The organism is Herbiconiux solani NBRC 106740 (assembly GCF_001571005.1).
Classification (GTDB): Bacteria; Actinomycetota; Actinomycetes; order Actinomycetales; family Microbacteriaceae; genus Herbiconiux; species Herbiconiux solani.
Genome location: NZ_BCST01000005.1, coordinates 114065 through 137514 on the forward strand (window position 1 = coordinate 114065; position 23450 = coordinate 137514).

The following is a 23450-nucleotide window of genomic DNA, read 5'->3' on the forward strand; positions in this document are numbered from 1 at the left end:
CCTATCGTTGCCAGCACCATGCAGAACTTCAGCACGCTCGACGCGAGCATCTACCCCCTGTGCCTCGGGAGCAACACCTTCGGCTGGACCTCGGACGAGGCCGAGTCGCGCGCCGTCATCGACGCCTACGTCGAGGGCGGCGGCAACTTCATCGACACCGCCGACAACTACTCGTGGTGGGTCGACGGCAACGTGGGGGGCGAGTCGGAGACGATCATCGGGCACTGGATGCGCGACCGGTCGGCGCGCGACCGGGTCGTGATCGCGACGAAGTGCGGGCGGCATCCCGACTTCCTCGGCCTGTCCCGGTCGAGCATCCGCGGCGCCGTCGCCGCCTCCCTCCGCCGGATGGAGACCGATTACATCGACGTGCTGTACGCACACCGCGACGACCCGACGGTGCCGCTGGAGGAGACCGCCGCGGCCTTCGACGAGCTCCGCCGCGAGGGCAGCATCCGGGCCGTCGGGCTGTCGAACTACTCGGGAGCACGCATCGACGAATGGATGCGGATCGCCGACGCCAACGGCTTCGCCCGCCCGGTCGCGCTGCAGCCGCACCTGAACCTGCTGTTCCGGCGCGAGTTCGAAGCCGACCTCCGCCCCGCGATCGAGCGGTACTCCCTGGCCGTGGTGCCGTACTTCGGGCTGGCCAGCGGCTTCCTCACCGGCAAGTACCGCAGCCGGGCCGACATCGACAGCAGCCCACGTGCCTCGATGCTCGAGGTGTACTACAGCGACGAGGCCTTCGCCGCGGTCGAGACGCTCGTCGACGTCGCCGCCGCCCACGGGATCTCACCCGCCACGGCCGCGCTCGCCTGGCTCCGGGTGCAGAGCGGGGTCGTCGCCCCCGTCGCGAGCGCCAGCCGGGTCGAGCAGGTGGCGGGACTGCTGGAATCGACCAGAGTGGAACTGAGCCCGGAGGAACTGCAGCGACTCGACACCGTGAGCGCCGCGTTGCCCGTGGGAGGAGAGGACGCATGACCGATCCGCAGAAGGTCGCCGTCGTGACGGGAGGGGCGAGCGGGATCGGCGCCTCGGTCGTCACCGCGCTGCTGGCCGAGGGGTACCGCGTCGCGGCGCTCGATCTGGGCGGCGCCGCCCTTGAGGCCGCATGGGCGGACGAGCCCCGCGTGCTCACCGTCACGGCGAACGTGACCGACCGGCAGGCCGTCGCCGCCGCGGTCGCCACGACGGTCGAGCGGCTCGGCGTGCCCCGCGTGCTCGTCAACTGCGCCGGGATCTACCGCGCTTCCAACCTCCTCGACACGACCGACGAGGATTTCGACGCCGTCGTCGCGGTCAACCTCAAGGGCACCTTCCTGCCCTCACAGCTCGTCGCCCGGGCGATGGTCGAAGCCGGCGTCGCCGGGTCGATCGTGAACATCACCTCGGTCGCCGCGAGCGAGGCGACCGAGGAGAACGGCGCCTACGCGGCGAGCAAGGGCGGGGTCACCGCCCTGACCCGCGCCCTTGCGGTCTCGTTCGCGGAGCACGGCATCCGGGTCAACGGCGTGCAGCCGGGGCCGATCGCCACCCCCCAGGGCCTCGCGGCCGTGGCCGACCCGGTCTACGCCGAGCGGATGGTGGGGCGGATGCTGCTGAAGCGGCTCGCCGAACCCCACGAGATCGCCTCGGCGGTCGTCTTCCTCGCCGGGGAGGGGGCGGGGTTCATCACCGGGTCGATCCTGACCGCCGACGGCGGGGTGCTGGCGCACCGCTGAGTAGTCCGGCCCGCCCGGCCGCGTCATCCGCCGAGTCACCCAGCCGCGTCATCCATCCGACACCGACGTCATCGAAACCGCAGGAGCATCATGAGCAAGCCCGTCCGCTGGAACCCCGACGTCGTCGCACCCCCGATCGGCAAGTACAGCCACCTCACCTCGGTGCCCGAGGGATCGCAGATGGTCTTCCTCGCCGGCCAGGTGGGCAACGACGAGAACGGCGTGCTCGCCGAGAGCGCCGAGGAGCAGACGGTCCTCGCGCTCCGCAATATCGAGAAGCTCCTCGCGTCGATGGGCGCCACTCCCGCCGACCTCGTGCGCCTGCTGACCTTCGTCGCCGGCACCGAGTCGATCCCCGGGTTCGTCGCCGGCCGCGACCGGGTCTTCGCCGAGTGGTTCCCGGACGGCGACTACCCGGGCCACTCGCTCGCGGTCGTGGCGGCGCTCATCCGGCCCGAGATCCACATCGAGCTCGAGGGCTGGGCCGCCGTGGAGCTCCGGAGGTGATGGACCAGGCCGCGTTCCGGGCGCAGTTCCCGGCGACGGCGCAATGGGCCTGGCTCGACACCCCGGGTTCGCCGCCCGGTGCGACCCCGGTGCTCGACGCCCTGGGCGGCACGCTCCGCTCATGGGCGGCCGGCGACTTCTCGTGGCGCGACTGGGACTGGGCGGCCGAGGTCGGGCGCGAGCGCTTCGCGGAGTACGCCGGGGTCGACCCCGGCCGGGTGTCCGTCCTGGGCTCGGTGGCCGAGGGTGCGGCGACGGTCGCGGCCGGCCTGCCCCCGGGGCCGATCGTCGTCCCCGACGAGGAGTTCCGCAGCAACCTGTTCCCGTGGCTCGCGCTGCGGCCGGACCGGAATCCCGTGGTGCGCGTGCCCTTCCGCGACGGCTACACGCACACGGAGGATCTGGTCGCCGCCATCCGGCCCGGCACCGTGCTCTGCGCGGTCAGCGACACCCTCACCGCGAACGGCGTGCGCCCCGACTTCGCCGCGCTACGTGCCGCCACCGACGAGGTCGGCGCCCGGCTGTTCGTCGACGCGACGCAGTCGTTCGGGGTGCTGCGGTTCGACTTCGACGGCATCCGGCCCGACCATCTCGCCGTGCACGGCTACAAGTGGATGCTCAGCCCGCGCGGCGCCGCCTGGATGGTCACCCGGCCCGACCGCATCGCCGAGCTGGCACCGCTGCTGCCGAGCTGGAAGAGCACGGCTCCCCCGTTCGGCTACTTCGGCGGCGAGCTCGATCTGCCGGCCGACGCCTCGCGGCTCGACACCTCGCCCGCCTGGTTCTCGTGGATCGGGGCGATCGCGGCCATCGAGCTGCTCTCCCAGGTCGACAAGGCGGAGGCCGAGCGGCACGTGATCGACCTGGCCTCGCGGTGGTGGGAGGGCGCGGCCGAGCTGGGTTACCGGCCGGTCACGACGTTCCAGCGCACGCACATCGCGGTGGTGGACATCGGCGACCGCGACCCCGAGCTCCTGCGGCAGCGCCTCGACGGCCGGCACGCGAAGGTGCAGCTCGCGGGCTCCCGGCTGCGCATCGGCGTGCACTACTTCAACACGGCCGACGACATCGACCTCGTCCTGGAGGCAATGCGCTCCTGACCGCTGGCTGACGCGGGCGTCAGGGAGCGGGGGCGGCGGGTGTGCGACACTCGGCGGATGCGGATCCTGATCGTCGACGACGAGCGTGCCTTCGCCGACGTGCTGTCGCGAGGGCTCACCGCCGAGGGTTTCACCGTCGACACCGTGTACGACGGCCGCACGGGCTACCTCATGGCCGCGACCGGCGTCTACGCCGCGGTCGTGCTCGACCTGATGCTTCCCGGGATGAGCGGGTTCGCGGTGGCCGCCCGCCTGCGCAGTGAGGGGGTCTCGACCCCGATCATCGTGCTGACCGCCAAGGACGGCGAGCTCGACGAGGTCGAAGCCCTGGAGAGCGGCGCGGACGACTATCTGCGGAAGCCGTTCAGCTATCCGGTGCTCGTCGCGCGGCTGCGCTCGGTGCTCCGGCGGCCCGTCGGCGGGGGTGCAGGATCGGGCGGGGACCTCGACGGTTCTCTCACCGTCGGCGACCTCGTGCTGGATGCGGGCCGCCGCCAGGTGCGCCGGGCCGGCGTGGTGATCGAGGTCGGCGGGCGCGAGTGGATGATCCTCGAGGCGCTCGCGCGCGCGGGCGGCACGGTGGTCGGCAAGGAACGCCTGCTGCTCGAGGCCTGGCCGGGCGAGCCCGTCGACGTCAATCTCGTCGAGGCGCGCGTCAGCAGCCTGCGCCGCAAGATCGACCTGCCCTTCGGCCGGCGGTCGATCGTCACCGTGCGGGGCGCCGGCTACCGCCTCGTCGACGACCGCGACCCGGATGCGCGCGGCCAGGCCGGGGACGACGGTGCGGATGCGCGTCGCCGCGACACCCCCCAGGCCGACCGGCGAACGGAGCAGGCGTGAAGCGGGACGTCGCGCGGGTGGCGCGGCTCCCGATCGCCGCTCGGATCGCCGCGACGGCAGGCGCCCTCACCCTCGTGCTGCTCGTGGCGGCCGCCCTGCTCGTGCGCGCGGCGCTCTACTCCGCTCAGCTGACCTCCACCGAGAACCTCGCAGCGACTCAGGCCGACCAGATCATCGGAGCCATCGAGGCCGGGCAGCCCCTCGGCGGTCGTTTCGGGGGCCTGCCCTACGAGGTCGTCGCCGCCGACGGCTCGGTCGTGGCCTCATCGCCGGAGCTCGAGGCGGCCGAGGCCGGGCGCCCCGATGGAGCCGGCGTCCCGGTGATGCCCGTTCCGCCGACGGCCGACGGATCGGGAACCGGAGAGCGGATCGTCGGCGAGCGCTGGACGACCACGATCCAGGACGGCCCCCTGGCCGGCCAGACCCTCACCGCAGTCAGCGCCACCGAGGGGTCTGACCTCGCCGGCCGGGCCCCCGTGCGCGCCTACGTCTTCGCCACCACCGCCGCTGCCGACCAGGTCGTCGGCGCCCTCGACCCGGTCCTCTGGGCCGGCGTCCTGCTCGTCGTGGCCCTGGTCACGGCGACCGCGGCCCTCGCGGTCCGTCGCGCGCTGCGGCCGGTCGAACGGATGCGCCGCACCGTCGCCTCGGTCAGCGGCGCCTCCGCGGCGATCCGCGTCGAGGTGCCTCCGGCGCAGGACGAGTTGCAGGCGCTCGCCCGCACACTCAACGGGATGCTCGACCGGCTCGACGAGGCCGCCCTCCGTCAGCGGCGCTTCACCGCCGACGCCGCGCACGAGCTACGGAGCCCCATCACCTCGCTGCTCGCCGCCCTCGAGATCGCGGAGGCGCATCCGGACGCCTTCCCCACCGGCGAGGCCCTCGCCCACGTGGCCGTCGAGGCCCGGCGGCTGCAGCACCTCGCCGACGACCTGCTCGAACTCTCGACCGCCGGACACGCCCGCCGCCCCTCGTCGGCCGGCGATGTCGTCGACGTCGGCGACGTGCTGGCCGAGCTCCTGGCCGACCCCGGCCTCACCGCCTCCCGCCCTGGCATCCGGGTCGAAACACACCCGGCCGGCGCCGCCCTCGTGCAGCTCGACCGCACGCACCTCTGGCGCATCCTCCGCAACCTCCTCGAGAACGCCCTCCGCCACGCCCGCGACACCGTGCAGATCAGCGTGACCAACGAGGTCGACGACCCGACGCACACCGCGTCGGGGGCGCCCGCGGAGCCGGCTGCCCTCGCGCCGCACGTCGTGATCGAGATCGCGAACGACGGCCCCGTCATCCCGGCAGACCTGCTCGCCACCGTCTTCAACCCCTTCGTGCGCCTCGACGAGGCACGCACCCGCGACGCCGGCGGCAGCGGGCTGGGCCTGGCGATGGTCAGGGAGCTGGTCACGGCGGCCGGAGGTTCGGTCGCCGCGACGTCGGCCGCATCCCGGACCATCTTCGCGGTTCGCCTGCCAGGCGCCGCGGAGGCGGCACGAACGCCGAAGGCCCCCACCCGCTGACGCGGTGGGGGCCTCCGGAAGCCGCTCCGAAAGGCGACCGAACAGCGAAACGCCTACGCGTTCGCGCCCATGCGGGCCTTGAGGTTCTCGTCGAGCGTGGCGAGGAACTCCTCGGTCGTCTGCCAGGGCTGGTCCGGCCCGACGAGCAGCGCCAGGTCTTTCGTCATCTTGCCCGACTCGACCGTCTTGACGACCACGTCTTCCAGCGTGAGCGAGAAGTCGATCAGCTCCTGGTTGCCGTCGAGCTTGCCGCGGTGGGCGAGCCCACGGGTCCAGGCGTAGATCGAGGCGATCGGGTTGGTCGACGTGGGCTTGCCGGCCTGGTGCTGACGGTAGTGACGGGTCACGGTGCCGTGGGCGGCCTCGGCCTCGACGACCTTGCCGTCCGGCGTCGCGAGAACCGAGGTCATGAGGCCGAGCGAGCCGAAGCCCTGGGCCACGGTGTCGGACTGCACGTCGCCGTCGTAGTTCTTGCAGGCCCAGACGTAGCCGCCCTCCCACTTCATGGCCGAGGCGACCATGTCGTCGATGAGGCGGTGCTCGTAGGTGAGGCCCGCGGCGTCGAACTGCTCCTTGAACTCGGTCTCGAAGATCTCCTGGAAGATGTCCTTGAACCGGCCGTCGTAGGCCTTGAGGATCGTGTTCTTCGTCGAGAGGTAGACCGGGTAATTTCGGGTCAGGCCGTAGTTCAGCGAGGCGCGCGCGAAGTCGCGGATCGAGGCGTCCTGGTTGTACTGCACTTGCGCGATGCCGTCGTCCGGAGCGTCGTAGACGTCGAACTTCATCGGCTCCGAGCCGTCCTCGGGGGTGAACTCGACCGTGAGCTTGCCCTTGCCCTTGAACACGAAGTCGGTGGCACGGTACTGATCGCCGAACGCGTGGCGGCCGATGATGATCGGCTTGTTCCAGCCCGGCACCAGGCGCGGGATGTTCGAGATGATGATCGGCTCGCGGAAGATGACGCCGCCGAGGATGTTGCGGATCGTGCCGTTCGGCGACTTCCACATCTTCTTCAGGCCGAACTCCTCCACACGCGCCTCGTCGGGCGTGATCGTGGCGCACTTGACGCCGACGCCGTGCTTCTGGATGGCGTGGGCCGCGTCGATGGTGACCTGGTCGTCGGTCTCGTCGCGGTACTCGATCCCGAGGTCGTAGTACTCGAGGTTCACATCGAGGTACGGGTGGATCAGCGTGTCTTTGATGGCCTGCCAGATGATGCGGGTCATCTCGTCGCCGTCGAGTTCGACGACCGTGCCTTCAACCTTGATCTTGGACAATTCAGCTCCTCAACAGCCGCCGGAAATGGGCCGTGCCCCAGTTTACCCCTGCCCTGAGAACTCTCTCGACATCGAGATACTTTTGCCAGCTGCGGCGCGCGCTAGCGGGTTCCGTCGCCCAGCGGCTAGCCTGTGGTCATGAGTGAACTGAGGCTTGAAGAGCTGTCGGCATCCAACATCGTCGCGGCGAACACCCTCTCGCTCAAGCCCGGTCAGGAGCAGTTCGTCGCCCCCGTCTCGCACTCGATCGCCGAGGCGTACGTCAACCCCGCGACCGCGTGGCCGCGCGTGGTGCTTGAGGACGACGAGGTCGTCGGCTTCATCATGGGCAACTTCGATCCGGATGCGCAGGAGCCCGAGTTCCGCAGCTGCATCTGGCGCATCAACGTCTCCGCCGACGCACAGGGCCACGGCGTCGGCCGCTTCGCCGTGCTCTCCCTCGCCGACGAGGCGCGCGTGCGGGGCTTCGAGCGCATCACCGTCATCTTCGAGCCCGGCGAGGCCGGCCCCGCCGCCTTCTTCGACAAGCTCGGCTTCAAGCCGATCGACGAGACGCCGTACGGGGAGACGATCGCCGCCCTCGATCTGTGAGCGGAGAACGGTGAGCAGGGAACGGTGAGCGCAGAGCCGCCGGCCGCGGCCGAACCGCCTTTCGAGGTGCGCCCCTCCTTCGTCGACGAGGTGCTCGAGGTCGTCGACGCCATCCCCGCCGGTCACGTGCTCAGCTACGGAGACGTCGCAGCGCTCCTCGGCTCCCGGGCCGCGCGCGCCGTCGGGAGCGTGATGCGGCGGTACGGCCACGCGCATCCGTGGTGGCGGGTGGTGCGCTCCGGCGGCCTCCCGCCGACGGGTCACGAGGCCCGCGCGAAGACGCATTACGAGGCCGAGGGCACACCGCTCCGAGCGCTCTCGCGGGATCCGGGGTATGCGGTCGAGTACGCTAAGGCTCGATGGCGGCCCTGAGACAGGTCTGCCCACGAGGAGAGGACACCGCACAGCCGATGAAAAGTCGCGCACTTCTCGCCGGACTCGCGGCGGCAGGACTCGTCGTCACGCTGTCCGGCTGCACTCTCGCGAACGCGATCACGCCGCCGGTGTCCGCCCAGCTCTACCCCACCGCGGCCGACGGCAAGGCCTCGAACGCGAGCATCCCGCTGCCCTCCTGGGTTCCGGATGACGCGACCATGATCCGCATCAAGTCGAACACTGAGACCGGCGACACGATCATGCAGTTCACCGCCGCCGCCCAGACCATCGGGGCGCCCTGCGACGCGAGCATCGCCGGCAACCTCCCCCCGATGCAGGACACCTGGTGGCACCAGGTGCTGCCCCCGGCCGAGCAGATCGTCTGCCAGGACGGCTGGCACATCTTCATCTCCGGCACCTCGGAGTGGAACGCCTGGAAGCCGTAGGCTCCGCAGGCGCTCCCGCCGGACCAGCGAAATCCGCCAGACCGGCCGAACCCCGCTAGACCAGCGACTCCCGCCACGACGCGTGCAGCTGGGCGAACCGCCCCGTGCCCGCGATCAGGTCCTCCGGCGTCCCGTCCTCCACGATCCGCCCGTGCTCCATCACGAGCACCCGGTCGGCGATCGAGACCGTCGAGAGCCGGTGCGCGATGATGATCGCCGTGCGGTCGGCCAGCAGGGTCTGCAGCGCATCCTGAACCAGTCGCTCGCTCGGGATGTCGAGCGAGGCGGTCGCCTCGTCGAGGATCAGCACCGCCGGGTCGGCGAGGAACGCGCGCGCGAACGAGATCAGCTGCCGTTGTCCCGCCGAGACCCGGCCACCGCGCTTGTTCACGTCGGTCTCGTAGCCGTTCGGAAGCCCCCGGATGAACGTGTCGGCCCCGACCGCGCGGGCGGCGGCCTCGATCTCCTCGCGCGTCGCATCGGGCTTGCCGATCGCGATGTTGTCGGCCACCGTGCCCGAGAAGAGGTACGCCTCCTGCGTGACCATGACGATCGCGCGCCGCAGATCCTTCGGATGCAGCTGCCGCAGGTCGATGCCGTCGAGCGTCACGCGGCCAACCGTCGGGTCGTAGAAGCGGGAGACCAGCTTCGCGAGCGTCGACTTGCCGGCGCCCGTCGATCCGACCAGCGCGATGGTCTGCCCGGCCGGGATGTCGAGGTCGAAGTGGGGCAGGATGGGGCGGCCCTCGACGTACCCGAACTCGACCCCGTCGAACGCGACCGCGCCGCGCGACTCCCACAGGTCGACCGGATGCTCGGGGTCGGCCACACTCGGCTGCTCCTCGAGCACGCCCGAGATCTTCTCCAGCGCCGCGGTCGCGCTCTGGTAGCCGTTGTAGAACATCGCCATGTCCTCCATCGGGTCGAAGAACCGCCGGGTGTAGAGCACGGCCGCGAGCAGCACGCCGATCTCGAGCCCGCCGTCGACGACGCGGAAACCGCCGACCAGCAGCACGACGGCGACCGCCACGTTGCCGATCAGCACCAGGCCCGGATCGTAGATGCCGAAGAGCTTGATCACGCGCGCGTTCGTCGCGCGGTACTCCTCGACCAGACCGCCGAACTCGGCCTCGTTGCGCTTCTCGGTGCGGAAGGCCTTGACCGCGCGGATGCCCGTCATCGTCTCGACGAACGTCACGATCAGCCGCGCCGAGGCGACCCGGGTGCGGCGGAACATCGTCTGCGAGCGCACCTGGAACCAGCGGGTCAGCGCCGCCAGCGGCACGAGCGAGGCGAGCAGGATGAACCCGGACTCCACGTCGAGCAGGAACAGCGCGACCGCGGTGAACAGCATGTAGAGCACGCCCTGCACCAGCTGGTTGATGCCCGAGTCGAGCAGCTCGCGGATGGCGTCGAGGTCGCTGGTCTGCCGCGAGATGATGCGCCCCGAGGTGTAGCTCTCGTGGAACTCCAGGCTCAGGCGCTGCGTGTGCAGGAAGACCCGGCGCCGCAGATCGAACAGGATGGCCTGGCTGATCTGCGCCGAGAGCACCGTGAACCAGGCGATCAGCAAGGCCCCGGTCACGCCGGCCAGCAGGTAGGCCAGCCCGGCGAACGCGACCGGCATCCAGTCGGAGCCGATCAGCGCCGGCAGGCCGGTGTCGATGCCGTAGGCGATGATCGCCGGCCCCGCGACCTGCGAGATCGTGCTGATCACGACGACGATGATGCTGAGCACGAGGCGTGCGCGCATCGGCCGGATCAGCGAGCCCAGCAGCCGCAGCGAGCGCGCACGGATCTGCGCGCTCTCGGCCCGGTTCAGGTCGTCGCGCTCCTCCCCTTCGACGCCGAGGACACTCATGACGACACCTCCTCGGCGTTCAGGGCGGCACTTCGCTCGTCGGCGTCGAAGCTCGAGATCACGAAGCGGTAGTGCTCGTTGGTCGCGAGCAGCTCGGCGTGGGTGCCGACGGCCGTGACCCGGCCGTCCTGCAGCAGGGCGACCCGGTCGGCCAGTGCGACGGTCGAGGGGCGGTGCGCGACGATGAGCGCGGTGGTGCGGGCGAGCACGCGGCGGAGGGCCGCCTCGACGAGCGCCTCGGTGTCGACGTCGAGCGCCGACAGCGGGTCGTCGAGCACGAGCACGCTCGGTTTCGCCGCGATCGCGCGGGCGAGGGCGAGGCGCTGTCGCTGGCCGCCGGAGAGGCTCATCCCCTCCTCCCCCACCTTGGTGTCCAGGCCCTCGGGGAGGTCGTCGACGAAGCCCGCCTGGGCGATGTCGAGCGCCTCACGGAGGTCGGCCTCGCTCGCGTCCGGCCGCCCGAGCAGCACGTTCTCGCGCACCGAGCGGCTGAACAGCGTGGCCTCCTCGAACGCCATGGCGACCCGGCTGCGCAGGTCGTCGCGGGTGAAGTCGCGCACGTCGACGCCGTCGACCCGCACGGAGCCCCCGGTCACGTCGTACAGGCGCGAGGTGAGCGCCGTGAGCGTCGACTTGCCCGAGCCGGTCAGGCCGACGAGCGCCATGGTCTCGCCGGGCTCGACGACGAGGTCGACGCCGTCGAGGAGGTCGGGGAAGGCGGCCGGCGCATCCTGGTACCGGAAGTGCACGTCCTCGAAGCTCAGCCGCCCCCGGCCGTCGACCACGGTCACGGGATGCGCGGGGTCGGTGATCGTGTTCTCCGAGTCCATCACCTCGAAGAACCGCAGGGTCGCCGTCTTCGCGTCGAGGGTCATGGCGAGGAAGTAGCCGAGCGACCAGATCGGGAACAGCAGCACGGTGCCGGTCGCGAAGAAGGCCACGAGCGCGCCCACCGAGGTCTGGCCGGTCGAGGCGAGCCAGACGCCGACGACGAGGCAGACCCCGAAGGCGATGTCGGGGATCAGCGTGAGGTAGAGCCAGATGCCGGCGATCGCCTTGGCCTTCTCGATCTCGGTGCCGCGCAGCCGCTCGGCCTGACTCTCGAAGCGCTTGAGGGCGTAACGGCCGCGGCCGAAGGCCTTCAACACACGGATGCCGTGCACCGACTCCTCGACGCTGGTCGCGAGGTCGCCCGCCTGGTCCTGCGAGCGCCGCGCGACATCCGAGTACCGGCGCTCGAACGAGAAGCTGTAGGCGATGACCGGAACGGCGGCGGCCGCGAAGATGAGGCCCAGCACCCAGTTGAGGGTGATCAGGATGATGACGCCGCCGATCAGCGTGAGCACGTTGACCACGAGGAGCACGAGCCCGAACGAGAGCCAGCGGCGGATCAGGTTGAGGTCGCTGACGGCGCGGGAGAGCAGCTGCCCACTCGGCCACCGGTCGTGGAAGGAGACCGGGAGGTCTTCGAGCTGGGCGTAGAGCCCGTTCCGCATCCGCGCCTCGACGTGGGTGCCGGGGGTGAGCACGAGCGCCCGGCGCGCGCCGATCAGCACGGCCTCGAAGACACCGAGGCCGAGCACGATGCCGGCGCCGAGCCAGACCTGGCCGGCGTCTCCGCTCGCGAAGGGGCCGTCGACCATCCACTGCAGCACCTGCGGGATGGCGAGGGCCACGAGGCTGGCCACCAGCGAAACGACCATGGCCACCCCGATGCGCGGGAGGGCCTGCCGCGCGAAGGGTCGGAGGCGCAGCAGCACGGCCACCGTCCCGGTGGCGGGTGTCGCTGTCTCTGCCATCTCCTGCTTCCTCACGTCCATCTGCCGGGCACGCCGAATCGCCCCCTTTTCGGGGGGACTTCGGCGTCGCGGCAGCCTTACAGGCTATCTGCCGCTCAGGGCGAATGCAACAGCGCGGCGGGGCGTCCGCCGACAGCAGCGGAGCTCAGCGGATGCGCACCGACAGGCAGGTGACGCAGCCCTCGAGCTTCTCGAACTCCGAGATGTCGACCGAGATCACGCGGTAGCCGAGGCCCTCGATCAGCCGGGCCGACTCGGGCGCCGAGGCGGCGATCAGCACGGTGTCGTCGGCCAGCACCACCACGTGGGCGCCGCTCGGCTCCGGCACCTCGAGGAATCGGTCGAAGATGAAGGGGTCATCGACCAGCGGCGGGTAGCCGATCACTGTGCCGTCCGGCAGCGCGGTCACCGCGCTCTTCAGGTGCAGCACCTGCGACACGGGCACGGCCACGACCGAGTACCCGCGCGGGGCGAGGAGCTTGCGCAGCTGACGGATGCCGTCCGAGTTCGTACGACCCCCGCGACCCACGTAGATGGTCGTGCCGATCTTGAGCACGTCGCCGCCGTCGAGCGTTCCGGGTCGCTCGATCCGCACGATCTCCAGGCCCAGCGACCGCAGGCTCTCCTCGACCGCCGGCGTCTCCGGGATGCGCGAGTCGGCGCCGGGGCTGCCGATGACCGCGAGCGCCCCGAACATCACCACCGCGTCCTCGACGAACACCGAGTCGGGCAGGTCGTCGGCCGGCTCGACCTCGACGGGCTCCCAGCCCGCGCCGGTCAGCGCGGCGACGTAGGTCTCCCACTGCTCCTCGGCGAGCTCGAGGTCGACGGGTTCGCGCTCGATGTGCGTGACGACGCCCTCGTCGAGGGTGGCGGCCGGGCGCCGCACGAGCACGAGGTGCTTGCGCAGCACCTCCTCCTGCTCGTCGATCGCGATGCGCGAATGGATGCGGCGGGCCGCCGTCACCGAGGCGACGACCGAGGCCAGCACGAAGACCAGGTTGTTGCCGACGAGGGTCGCGGCGAGCGGGCCGAGCAGCGCATCCAGCTGGATGCCCTCGCCGAGGGCGGCGATGCCCGTCCCGACGAACGCGGCCAGGGCTCCGGAGACCAGCCCCGCGATGAAGGCCGTGTACCAGTGCCGGTAGGCGCCGACCACCCCGAAGACCGCGGCGAACACGAACAGCAGCAGCGCCGAGGGCAGGAAGTACGGCGTGAAGACCACGAACGCCTGGGCGTTCAGGGCGTTCGCGAGGAAGAGCGCCAGATCCGATGCGGCGAGGGCGATCACCGCGACGACCGCCGCCGCGACGACGGACGCCGTGACGGAGCGGAGCCGGTATGAAGACATAGAGACGACCTTAGGTGATGCTGTCTGTACGCGTCTTGCGTGCCGGCTCCGAGCCGGCCGTAAGCCCGCAGGGAACGGGTGGAACCCCGATCAGTGGAAGAAGTGCCGCTCTCCCGTGAAGTACATCGCCACGCCGGCCTTCTGCGCGGCCGCGATGACCTCCTCGTCCCGCACCGAGCCGCCGGGCTGCACGACGGCGGCGACGCCGGCCTCCAGCAGCACCTCGAGCCCGTCGGCGAACGGGAAGAACGCGTCCGAGGCCGCGACCGAGCCGCGCGCGCGGTCACCGGCGCGGGAGACCGCGAGGTGGCAGGAGTCGACGCGGTTGACCTGGCCCATGCCGACGCCGACGGAGGCGCCGTGCGAGGCGAGCAGGATGGCGTTCGACTTGACCGAGCGGCAGGCCTTCCAGGCGAACTCGAGGTCGTCCAGCATGGTCTCGTCGGCGGCGTCGCCGGCGACCAGGGTCCACCGGCTGCGGTCGAGCTCGTCGAAACGGTCGACCGTCTGGGCGAGGAAGCCGCCGCTGATCTGGCGGAGCTCGGTGTCCTCCCGGCGGTAGCCCTCCGGCAGGGTGAGCAGGCGCAGGTTCTTCTTCGTCTTCAGCAGCTCGAACGCGTCCGACTCGAAGGCGGGGGCGATCAGCACCTCGGTGAAGATGTCCTTGACCGACTCGGCCATGGCGAGGGTGACCGGGCGGTTCGCGGCGATCACGCCACCGAAGGCCGAGACCGGGTCACAGGCGTGGGCACGGGCGTGGGCCGAGGCGATCGCGTCGGGGGCGTTCGGGGCGGCCACGGCGATCCCGCACGGGTTCGCGTGCTTGATGATCGCGACGGCCGGCTCGGCGAAGTCGTAGGCCGCCCGTACCGCGGCGTCACCGTCGACGTAGTTGTTGTACGACATCTCCTTGCCGTGGAGCTGCGTCGCCTGGGCGATGCCGTGGCCGTCGGGCGAGGTGTAGATCGCGGCCTGCTGGTGCGAGTTCTCGCCGTAGCGGAGGGTCGAGGAGAGCTCGGCCGAGACCGCGAGGGTCTCGGGGAATGAGCGGTGCGCGCCCGGGCCGTCGAAGGCATCCGGAGCCGGCGCCGGGAAGGCACCCGGATCGGCGGCCGCGAGCTGCTCGGCGAACCAGCCGGCGACGGCGCCGTCGTACGAGGCCGTGTGCGCGAACGCCTCGGCCGCCAGGGTGCGCCGCACGTCGAGACGGGTGCCGCCCTCGGCGAGCGAGGCGATGATGTCGTCGTAGCGGTTGGGCGAGACGACGATCGCGACGTTCGCGAAATTCTTCGCCGACGCCCGGACGAGTGCGGGACCGCCGATGTCGATCTGCTCGATCACCGCATCCGGCTCGGCGCCCGAGGCGACCGTCTCGCGGAACGGGTAGAGGTTGACCACGACGAGGTCGAACGGGCGGATGCCGAGATCGGCCAGCTGCGTGCGGTGCGACTCGAGGCGCAGGTCGGCGAGGATGCCGGCGTGCACGCCCGGGTGGAGCGTCTTCACGCGGCCGTCGAGCGACTCGGGGAACCCGGTGACGCTGGAGACCTCGGTGACGGCGACGCCCGCATCCGCGATCGCCTTCGCCGTCGAACCGGTCGAGACGATCTCGACGCCCGAGGTGGCGAGGCCCTGCACGAGCTCGGCGAGCCCCCGCTTGTCGCTGACCGAGATCAGCGCCCGGGTGATCGGGACGGTGTCGCGGTGGGTGTAGAGGCTCGGGTCGTGCTGGGGGCCGCTCATCGTGCTGCTGTCTCCTTGAGGTCGACTACTCCGTCTGCGATGTCGCGCACGGCCTGCACCAGCAGCTGCCGCTCGACGGTCTTGATGCGCTCGTGCAGGTCGTGCTCGGTGTCTCCCGGCTCGACCCGCACGGACTCCTGGACGATCACGGGCCCGGTGTCGACGCCCTCGTCGATCACGTGCACGGTGACCCCGGTCGTCTCCACGCCCGCGGCGAGCGCGTCGCGCACCGCATGGGCGCCCGGGAAGGCGGGGAGGAGGGCCGGGTGGGTGTTGATCAGGCGCGGGGTGAGTGCTGCGACGACGACGGGCGGCAGGATGCGCATGAAGCCTGCGCACACCACGAGGTCGGGCGAGTAGCCCTCGATGCGGGCCAGGAGCTCGCGGCCCCAGGCATCCCGCGAGTCGAAGGAGCCGGGCTCGACGACGAAGACGGGGATGCCGAACTCCTCGGCGTGGGCGAGGCCCTCGGCGTGGTTGTCGGACCCCACGGCGATGACGCGGGCGGGGTAGTCGCCGGTGGCCGTCGCTTCGAGGAGCGCCCGCAGGTTGGAGCCTCCCCCGGAGATCAGGACGAGGAGGGACAGCACGCCTACAGTGTATCGGCCGGGCCGGGGGCGGGCGTGCGGGGGGCAGGGTGGATGGCGGCGGTTTCGGCGTCGGTCGTGCTCGGCCTGCTGGGCGCGGTGGCTTTCGATGCCTTCGCTACCGGCTCCGCGCTGCTGGTGGCGCCGGCCACGAGACCGAGGAGGATCGAGACCACGAGCTCGACGAACGACCAGAGCCAGACGGCTCCGGCATCCGGCCCCACGTCGGCCAGGCGACCGGGACCGGCCGCGCCACCCGACCAGAGCGCGAGGACCGCCAGGACGCTCGCACCGACGACCGCCGCGCCGACGGCGGTGAGCACGAGTCGGAGCACCCGCTTGCCGCGCCCACGGACCGCCTCGAGGTAGGCGGGCCGGAGCAGCGCGGCGATGACGAAGCCGATCGCCACCGGCACCACGAGTCCCGCGAAGCCGAGTGCGGGGGCTCCCTGCGGCAGCGCGCCGAGCACGGGCAGCGACGGGACGAGGCCCACCTGCGTGGCCAGCGGCGACACGGTCGAGCCCGCGCCGATCGCGAAGCCGGGGCCGACGAACCACGACATGGTCCAGGCGACCAGGTTGGGGAGCAGGGCGAGCTGCCCGAGAGTCAGCGAGATGCCGCCCATCAGGCCGGCCTGGAGGCCCTCGTAGAGTGAGACGATCGACGAGAAGCCGGCGACCAGCACGATCGCGAGTGCGACGGCCGAGACGCCGATGATCGCGGAGGCCGAGGCGACCCCGGCGCGGAAGGCGAGCGCGACCAGGCCGCGGTCTCCCGCGGGGACCGTGGTCCAGCGGGCGGTGAGCCGGCGGCGGAATCCGCTCGCGGCCCCGAACTCGACCGGTGCGGTTCGCTTGCCCGCCCAGGCGTAGCCGATGGCGATTCCGATGCCGTAGACGACGGCGGGGAAGACGATGCTCTGCACGAGCGAGGGTTCGGCTCCGTCGATGCGGACGCCCAGCTGCACGAGGAGTCCGAGCAGGCCCACGGCCAGCATCCCGACCAGCGCGCCGGTGACGGGGTACGCCGTCGACCCGAGGCGGCGGCCGGCCCGGGTGCCGAGGAGCGCCGTCACGAAGGCGAAGCCGAGCGGGGCGAGGCCCACGGTGAAGGGAGTGGCGGCGCCGTCGAGGCCGAAGCGCAGCGCCAGGGTCGGATCGATCGCGAAGAGCACGTCGACGCCGTTGCCGAGCAGCCACAGGTCGCCGGAGGCCCGCCAGAAGACGAGCCAGTCCACGGCCAGCCCGAACTGCGTCGCCCAGAGGAGGGTGAGCGGGATCAGGGGGATGCCGATGCCGATCGCGACGACGATCAGGGCGTCGAGGGCGGCGAGCAGGGCGGTGAGTGGGCGGTTCATGCGTGGCCGAGCCTACCCGGCGAGCCCGGCCAACCCCTGGCGGCGCTCCGGGTTCGGGGAGGGTGCGGGTGCACGGTTGCGCCGTCGCAGCGCACCCCCCTCTTTTCTGCCTGGCTCAGTGGAAGAACGCCTTCAACAGGATCACGATCACGCCCAGCAGCGCGGTTCCCACGGCGCCGAGCAGGCACACGAACCAGCGGCTCCCCCGTTCGGCGAAGGCCAGCCACCCCAGCACGAACAGCACCGCGACCCCCACGAACAGGGCGAGCACGTAGGCGTCGTCCTCCGGCAGCACACCGAGCGCGCCGAGGGCCAGCGCCCCGATCGGGATGATCGCGGCCAGCAGCAGCCCGGACGAGTGCCGGACCGCGCGCCCCAGCGCCTCCCCCAGCGGGATCTCGACGCCGTCGCGCTTGCCGTGGTGGGCCACCGTCGAGGCGAACACGTGGGCGACCCAGAACACGAAGCTCGTGGCGGCGACCGCGACCAGCAGGCTGAAGTCGCTCTCCCCGTCCTCGACGAGCACGATCAGGGCACTGACGATGATCGTCCCGTAAATCGACTCCGGCGTCACCAGCTCATGCCGCAGCCGCTGATACAACGACGCCGTCGGCGCTGTGGCCTCAGCCACCTCATCGGCGCGTTCCGACGTCGCTTTGCTCTCGGCGTCCATCCGTCCCCCTCCCGGCCGCACGGGCCCCGCCCCCGATTCTCTCAAACCCCGCGCCCGACCCGCGACAGCATCCCGTCGACGAGCGCCTGCAGTTCGTCGACATCCTTCGCCATGTTCTCGAGCAGCACGTGACGGTCGACGAAGGCATACGCGTGCGCGATCCGATTGCGCAGCCCGACGATGTCCCGCCACAGCGACGGCGTGATGACCGCGGTCCTCACTCCGGGATCGGCCCGGCCGACACAGTCGATCGCGGCGGCCAGACGGAGCGCTGCGGCATCCAGCACCAGGCCGTCATCCGCATCGACCCGCCCGAGATGCGCTCTCAAGGCAGCGAGGTGGCCGGAGGCATCGTTCAGCCACTCGGCATCCCCTCGGTTCACAGCGGGACGGCGGAGGCGAGCAGTGCCGGGAGCTCGCGCGGCGAGACGAAGGATTCGGGGATCACGTCGACCTCGACGCCGACGACCTCGGCGAGCTCGCTCCCGAGCGCCGAGATCGCGAGCAGTCCCGGCGTGCGAGGCATGAGCACGATCAGGTCGAGATCGCTCGCCTCGACCTCCCGCCCCTCGGCGACCGACCCGAACACACGCAGCCTCGACGCCCCGTGCGTTCTGGCCACCCTGACGAGCTCCCCCCGGCGCTCGAGCACGCGGCGCCCGATCGCTCCGCCGCCGAGCCGGGCCTCCCGGTAGGCCGACATCATCTGCGAGACCGCCGACTGGGTGACACCGAGCACGGTCGCGACCGCCTGCTGCGGCACCCCGTCGTTGAGTGCCGCGGCCGCGCGCCGTCGCAGCGCCTCTTCGGCAGCTCGTCGTTCGAGCGCCGCTGTCGCCAGCTCCTCGAGCAGCGAGCGTTGAGCATCCCTCGTCTTCATATAAGCGAGCTTATGCTCCCCGATGCCCAACAGCAAGGCCCGTCCCGACGGATCGGGGCGGGCCTGTGCGGTGGTGCTGCGGCGGGACTAGAGGGCCGCGTAGACCTCGCGGAGCAGGGCCGCGGTCTCGCTGGGGGTCTTGCCGACGCGCACGCCGGCGGCCTCGAGGGCCTCCTTCTTCGCCTGAGCCGTTCCGGCGCTACCGGAGACGATCGCGCCGGCGTGACCCATCGTCTTGCCCTCGGGGGCGGTGAAGCCCGCGACGTAGCCGACGACCGGCTTGTTGACGTTGGCCTTGATGAAGTCGGCCGCGCGCTCCTCGGCGTCGCCACCGATCTCACCGATCATGACGATCGCCTTTGTCTCCGGGTCGGCCTCGAACGCGGCGAGCGCGTCGATGTGCGTGGTGCCGATGATCGGGTCGCCGCCGATGCCGATGGCGGTCGAGAAGCCGAGATCGCGCAGCTCGTACATCATCTGGTACGTCAGCGTGCCCGACTTCGACACCAGGCCGATCGGGCCCTTGCCGGTGATGTTCGCCGGGGTGATGCCGACCAGCGACTCGCCGGGCGTGATGATGCCGGGGCAGTTCGGGCCGATGATGCGGGTCTTGTTGCCCTTGGCCGTGGCGTACGCCCAGGCCTCGGCCGAGTCCTGCACCGGGATGCCCTCGGTGATGACGACCAGCAGCGGGATCTCCGAGTCGATCGCCTCGATGATCGCATCCTTCGAGAACGCCGGGGGCACGAACGCGATCGACACGTCGGCGCCGGTCTGCTCGATGGCCTCGGCGACCGTGCCGAACACGGGCAGCTCGACGGCGTTGCCGTCCTTGTCGGTGTGACTGACGGTGGTGCCGGCCTTGCGTGCGTTCACGCCTCCGACGACCTGGGTGCCGGCCTTCAGCATGAGGGCGGTGTGCTTGGTGCCCTCACCGCCCGTGATGCCCTGGACGATGACCTTGGAATCCTTGTTCAGAAAAATCGACATGTTCTCTCGTCCTCTTCTTACTTCGCAGCCGCGGCGAGCTCGGCGGCCTTGTCGGCGCCCTCGTCCATGGTGAGTGCCAGGGTCACGAGCGGGTGGGCCGCCTCCTCGAGGATGCGGCGCCCCTCCTCGACCTTGTTGCCGTCGAGCCGGACCACGAGCGGCTTGGTGGCGGTGTCGCCCAGCACCTCGAGGGCGCCGACGATGCCGTTGGCCACGGCGTCGCACGCCGTGATGCCACCGAACACGTTCACGAACACGCTCTTGACCTGCTCGTCACCGAGGATCACGTCGAGCCCGTTGGCCATCACCTGAGCGGATGCTCCGCCACCGATGTCGAGGAAGTTGGCCGGCTTCACGCCGTCGTACTTCTCGCCGGCGTAGGAGACGACATCCAGGGTCGACATCACGAGTCCGGCGCCGTTGCCGATCACGCCGACCTCGCCGTCGAGCTTCACGTAGTTCAGGCCCAGCTTCTTGGCCTTGGCCTCGAGCGGGTCGGCGGCCTCGGCGTCTTCGAGCGCCTCGTGCTCGGGGTGACGGAAGTCGGCGTTCTCGTCGAGCGAGACCTTGCCGTCGAGGGCGATGATCTCGCCCTCCTCGGTGAGCACGAGCGGGTTGACCTCGACGAGCGTCGCGTCCTCGCCCTTGTAGACCTCCCACAGCTTCACGAAGACGGGGGCGACCTTCTCGACCAATTCCTCGGGGAACTTCGCGTCCACCGCGATGCGGCGCGCGGTCTCGAGGTCGATGCCCGCGATCGGGTCGACCTCGATGCGGGCGAGGGCCTCGGGGCGCTCGACGGCGAGCTGCTCGATCTCCATGCCGCCCTCGTAGCTGGTCAGCGAGAGGTAGGAGCGGTTGGCGCGGTCCAGCAGCACCGAGAAGTAGAACTCCCGGTCGATGCGGGCGCCACCGGCGACCATGACGCGCTTGACGACGTGACCCTTGATGTCCAGGCCCAGGATGGCCTTCGCGGCCTCCTCGGCGGCTTCGGGGTCTTTCGCGACCTTGACGCCGCCGGCCTTCCCGCGGCCGCCCACCTTGACCTGGGCCTTCACCACGGTGACGCCGCCGAGCGTCTCAGCCGCAGCCCTGACCTCCTCGGGGGTGTCGGCGATGATGCCCGGGAGCACGGGGACCCCGTAGCTCTCGAACAGGTCTCGGGCTTGGTACTCGAATAGATCCACGCTGGTCTTCCAATCCGCTTTCAACTCGTCGTCCCCGGGGGTGGGGGGACATGACTGATGGCGCGGCGGAATGGATGCCCACTCCGTCGCTCCGGACACCATCTAGAACTCTACCCCCGCCTGGTCTGCGCCCGGTCCGGGGCTTCGTGACGGGGTGGAGGCATCCACTTCTCCCCCGCCGGGGTTGTTCTCGCGGTTCTCCACAGATGCGCTCTAGCCGCTCTGCTCTGTGGCTCATCCGACGACCCTTGGGGCCATGACCAGAACCCTCCGACTCCTCGCGTCACTCCTGTCCGGCGCCGTCCTCCTCCCGCTGCTCCTCCTCGCCGGCGCCGCCCCGCCCGCGAACGCCGTCCGGGCCCTCGCGCACGGCGACGGCGTCACCTGGCTCGGCGACCACACCTCCTGGCTCGGCAACTACCGCTTGGCCGATGGCCGCTCCGGCTACTGCCTCGAGGTCACGAAGTCTCCGCCGGCCGGGTCCGACGTCGACTACCTCCCCGGCGCCTCGGCCGGCTACTCCACCGATGATGCCGCGCGGCTGGCGTTCATCTCACGACACTGGGGTGCACCCGGCGACGCACTCACCGCCGCCTCGGCCCAGCTGGCGACCTGGACCGTCACCGGTCTCGGCGGCCACGACCAGGCCTTCTTCGCCCGGCGCGCGAACGGCGACGCGGGGCTCGTCACCCAGGCGGCCAATCGGATGCTCGAACTCGCGAACGGCGACTCCGGCGCGTCCCGCGGTGCGACGGCCACGCTGGGTCTGGATGCGAGCGGTATCGGCGCGCGGGTGCTCACCGATCTCTGGGTCGACTTCCTGAGCGGAGCGCATCCACTGGCCCCGGCGAGCTACTACGGCGACGTCACGCTCGTCGGCGCGACCTTCGCCGACGGCAGCCGGCGCGCGTACCTGCCCAACGGCCTGGCGCGGGAGATCGTGCCGGACGAGATCGGCGACCTCGAGACCATCTCGGCCCGCGTGGAGTACCACGCGCTCCCGTTCGGCGCCGACTTCCGATTCGGGCGCAACACCGGCGGCAGTCAGAGCCTCCTGGTGAGCGAACCGAACCTCCTCAGCGCGGCGGCCACGGCCGACACGACGTCTACTTCGGAGCTCCCCTTCCGCCCGCGGGTCGAGACGGTGACGAGCGCGGCGGTCGCTTCGCCCGGCGCAGCCGTGACCGACACGCTGACGCTCGACGCGCATCCGGATTCGGCGACCGGGGGTCGCTGGGGCCTCTTCCAGGCGCCGGACGGCGCCTTCCTGCCGATCCCGGTGGTCGTGGCGAGCGTGCTCTGGGGCCCGTTCGGCACCCCGCCGGTGCTCTCCTCGACGGTCCCGGCCGATGCCCGTCCGGTCTGCCGAAGCGAGCTCTCGATCGACACGGGCCCGGGCGTCTACGCGACCGCACCCTGCACCGTCCCCTCTCCCGGCTACTACGTCTGGACCGACTCGATCGACCCCGCCCGCACCCCCGCCGACCGCGGAGGCACCCGCCTGCAGGGCTTCACCTCCCCCTTCGGCGTCGCCTCCGAGACCACCCTCGTCCCCGCCACCCCCCGCCTAGACACCACCGCCACCCTCACCCCCGCCTCTGCCGCTGCCCCTTCGTCTGGCACGGCCGACGCCGTCCCTGCAGCGAGCGCCGACGACACCCCACTTCCGAGCGCCGCGCCCACCGGTGATGGCACTGCGGCAAGGGCCGCTGCGAGGTCGCATGTCGAGGCAGCCACCCTCGCGAGCCTGTCCCAGATCGCGACGGCGTCCACCGAAGGGCCCGCGTCGGCGCTCGCGCCCGCCCCGGGCGGTGAGCCGTTCTGCGCGCGCGATCGGCTGGTCCTCGCGGGGCTGCCCGAGGGGGCTCCGCCGCTCTCCGTCGTCTCCACCCTGATCGGTCCGCTTCCCGCCGATGCGGCGCACGATGCCGATGCGGCTCGAGGAGCCGATGCGGCGCAGGATCCGGATGCAGCCCGAGGCGCCGATGCGGCGCAGGATGCCGGTGCGGCTCGGGATAGCGATGCGGCCCGCGTGCCCACGCCGCCCGCTGATCCGCTTCCGGTCGCGGGCCGGGTGACCACGCTGCTTGATGCGGACGGCGCTCACCGCACCGACTGCATCCCGGTCACCACTCCCGGCTTCTACTACTTCGTCTTCGACGCGACCCCGACGACATCGACGCCGACCCCCGTCCCGTCGATCGGGTCCGAGACCGGAGCCGCACCGGACCTCCCGGCAGCGATGGACGGCGATCGCTCAGCGACGTTGGCGGATTCGAGCATGGTTCGCCGATTCCTCACCGAGACGGAGGCCGCCGCCCCCGAGGTCGCCGTGGCCGCCGTCGCCGCCGAGGGGTCGGTGGCGCGGGAGATGCCGGTCCTGGTGAAGGAGTTCTCCGACCACCGAGTGCTGCACGCCGAATCGTTCGTGCTCACCCCGCCGCCGGCCACCACGCCCCCGACGACACCCCCGGCAGTGAGCACGCCGGCACCGGCTCCCCCGCCCTACGCCGCGCCAGAACGCCCGGTCGCGCTGGCGAGCACCGGGGTCCCGGCGATGCCTGCCGCCCTCACGGTCGCAGCAGCGGTCCTCGGACTCATGACCGGCCTCGCCGGCCTCGCCTTCGCCCTCCGCCGCTGGCCTTGA

General features: G+C 71.2%; 22 protein-coding genes. 10 read left to right on the forward strand and 12 right to left on the reverse strand.

Features of this window, described 5'->3' with window-relative positions:
* The first annotated feature begins 18 nt into the window (after window positions 1-18).
* The 6 genes from HSO01S_RS10195 to HSO01S_RS10220 all read left to right on the forward strand — a co-directional run bounded on the left by HSO01S_RS10195 (window position 19) and on the right by HSO01S_RS10220 (window position 5685).
* Window positions 19-981 (forward strand): aldo/keto reductase, encoded by a 963-nt coding sequence (locus tag HSO01S_RS10195; RefSeq protein WP_066041025.1) that lies wholly within the window; start codon window positions 19-21, stop codon window positions 979-981.
* The gene (locus HSO01S_RS10200) at window positions 978-1721 is read left to right on the forward strand and encodes an SDR family NAD(P)-dependent oxidoreductase (RefSeq protein WP_066041027.1); all 744 of its coding nucleotides are present in this window, start codon (window positions 978-980) and stop codon (window positions 1719-1721) included. Before HSO01S_RS10195 ends, HSO01S_RS10200 begins: the two co-directional genes overlap by 4 nt.
* 90 nt (window positions 1722-1811) lie before the next feature.
* On the forward strand, window positions 1812-2228 hold the full coding sequence (locus tag HSO01S_RS10205; protein WP_066041030.1) for a RidA family protein: 417 nt from the start codon (window positions 1812-1814) through the stop codon (window positions 2226-2228).
* Window positions 2228-3328 (forward strand): aminotransferase class V-fold PLP-dependent enzyme, encoded by a 1101-nt coding sequence (locus tag HSO01S_RS10210; protein WP_066041031.1) that lies wholly within the window; start codon window positions 2228-2230, stop codon window positions 3326-3328. The genes HSO01S_RS10205 and HSO01S_RS10210 overlap by 1 nt, the downstream gene beginning before the upstream one ends.
* 57 nt (window positions 3329-3385) lie before the next feature.
* On the forward strand, window positions 3386-4168 hold the full coding sequence (locus HSO01S_RS10215; RefSeq protein ID WP_084361543.1) for a response regulator transcription factor: 783 nt from the start codon (window positions 3386-3388) through the stop codon (window positions 4166-4168).
* The gene (locus tag HSO01S_RS10220) at window positions 4165-5685 is read left to right on the forward strand and encodes a HAMP domain-containing sensor histidine kinase (RefSeq protein WP_066041034.1); all 1521 of its coding nucleotides are present in this window, start codon (window positions 4165-4167) and stop codon (window positions 5683-5685) included. The genes HSO01S_RS10215 and HSO01S_RS10220 overlap by 4 nt, the downstream gene beginning before the upstream one ends.
* A 53-nt stretch (window positions 5686-5738) precedes the next feature.
* On the opposite strand, the gene HSO01S_RS10225 is transcribed toward HSO01S_RS10220, so the two are convergent.
* Entirely contained in the window at window positions 5739-6962 is a 1224-nt protein-coding gene (locus HSO01S_RS10225; protein WP_066041036.1) for an NADP-dependent isocitrate dehydrogenase, read from the reverse strand.
* A 138-nt stretch (window positions 6963-7100) separates the two neighbouring features.
* Here HSO01S_RS10225 and HSO01S_RS10230 point away from each other — a divergent pair, with 138 nt between their 5' ends.
* The 3 genes from HSO01S_RS10230 to HSO01S_RS10240 are packed head-to-tail and all read left to right on the forward strand — an operon-like array spanning window position 7101 to window position 8374.
* The gene (locus HSO01S_RS10230; protein ID WP_066041549.1) at window positions 7101-7553 is read left to right on the forward strand and encodes a GNAT family N-acetyltransferase; all 453 of its coding nucleotides are present in this window, start codon (window positions 7101-7103) and stop codon (window positions 7551-7553) included.
* A 24-nt stretch (window positions 7554-7577) separates the two neighbouring features.
* A complete protein-coding gene (locus tag HSO01S_RS10235) occupies window positions 7578-7925 on the forward strand; it encodes an MGMT family protein (protein ID WP_066041038.1) in 348 nt (115 codons plus the stop codon).
* Window positions 7926-7963: 38 nt separating this feature from the next.
* Window positions 7964-8374, forward strand: coding sequence for a hypothetical protein (locus HSO01S_RS10240; RefSeq protein WP_066041040.1), 411 nt, complete (start codon window positions 7964-7966; stop codon window positions 8372-8374).
* Between the two features lie 55 nt (window positions 8375-8429).
* Here HSO01S_RS10240 and HSO01S_RS10245 read toward each other — a convergent pair whose 3' ends face one another.
* The 11 genes from HSO01S_RS10245 to sucC all read right to left on the reverse strand — a co-directional run bounded on the left by HSO01S_RS10245 (window position 8430) and on the right by sucC (window position 20803).
* Entirely contained in the window at window positions 8430-10235 is a 1806-nt protein-coding gene (locus HSO01S_RS10245) for an ABC transporter ATP-binding protein (RefSeq protein ID WP_066041042.1), read from the reverse strand.
* Window positions 10232-12034: an ABC transporter ATP-binding protein gene (locus tag HSO01S_RS10250; RefSeq protein WP_084361544.1), complete on the reverse strand. Its 1803-nt coding sequence runs from the start codon at window positions 12032-12034 to the stop codon at window positions 10232-10234. The genes HSO01S_RS10245 and HSO01S_RS10250 overlap by 4 nt, the downstream gene beginning before the upstream one ends.
* A gap of 145 nt (window positions 12035-12179) precedes the next feature.
* Window positions 12180-13385, reverse strand: coding sequence for a dimethylargininase (gene ddaH, locus HSO01S_RS19625; RefSeq protein WP_066041045.1), 1206 nt, complete (start codon window positions 13383-13385; stop codon window positions 12180-12182).
* Window positions 13386-13475: 90 nt separating this feature from the next.
* Window positions 13476-15128, reverse strand: a complete 1653-nt coding sequence (gene purH, locus HSO01S_RS10260) for a bifunctional phosphoribosylaminoimidazolecarboxamide formyltransferase/IMP cyclohydrolase (protein ID WP_066041047.1) — start codon at window positions 15126-15128, stop codon at window positions 13476-13478.
* On the reverse strand, window positions 15125-15718 hold the full coding sequence (gene purN, locus HSO01S_RS10265) for a phosphoribosylglycinamide formyltransferase (protein WP_066041048.1): 594 nt from the start codon (window positions 15716-15718) through the stop codon (window positions 15125-15127). Before purN ends, purH begins: the two co-directional genes overlap by 4 nt.
* Before the next feature lie 2 nt (window positions 15719-15720).
* Window positions 15721-17073 carry a cell division protein PerM gene (locus HSO01S_RS10270; protein ID WP_066041050.1) on the reverse strand — a complete coding sequence of 451 codons (1353 nt, stop codon included), beginning with the start codon at window positions 17071-17073 and terminating at the stop codon, window positions 15721-15723.
* A 115-nt stretch (window positions 17074-17188) separates the two neighbouring features.
* Window positions 17189-17704, reverse strand: a complete 516-nt coding sequence (locus tag HSO01S_RS10275) for a hypothetical protein (RefSeq protein WP_157079013.1) — start codon at window positions 17702-17704, stop codon at window positions 17189-17191.
* Between the two features lie 83 nt (window positions 17705-17787).
* Window positions 17788-18075, reverse strand: coding sequence for a HepT-like ribonuclease domain-containing protein (locus HSO01S_RS10280; RefSeq protein WP_169799975.1), 288 nt, complete (start codon window positions 18073-18075; stop codon window positions 17788-17790).
* Window positions 18076-18125: 50 nt separating this feature from the next.
* The gene (locus HSO01S_RS10285) at window positions 18126-18626 is read right to left on the reverse strand and encodes a nucleotidyltransferase domain-containing protein (RefSeq protein ID WP_066041056.1); all 501 of its coding nucleotides are present in this window, start codon (window positions 18624-18626) and stop codon (window positions 18126-18128) included.
* Window positions 18627-18713: 87 nt separating this feature from the next.
* Complete coding sequence (gene sucD / locus HSO01S_RS10290) at window positions 18714-19616, reverse strand: succinate--CoA ligase subunit alpha (RefSeq protein WP_066041058.1); 903 nt, start codon at window positions 19614-19616, stop codon at window positions 18714-18716.
* 17 nt (window positions 19617-19633) lie between these two features.
* On the reverse strand, window positions 19634-20803 hold the full coding sequence (gene sucC, locus HSO01S_RS10295; protein ID WP_066041060.1) for an ADP-forming succinate--CoA ligase subunit beta: 1170 nt from the start codon (window positions 20801-20803) through the stop codon (window positions 19634-19636).
* A gap of 256 nt (window positions 20804-21059) precedes the next feature.
* Between sucC and HSO01S_RS10300 the strand changes: the two genes are divergently transcribed.
* A complete protein-coding gene (locus HSO01S_RS10300; RefSeq protein ID WP_066041062.1) occupies window positions 21060-23450 on the forward strand; it encodes a hypothetical protein in 2391 nt (796 codons plus the stop codon).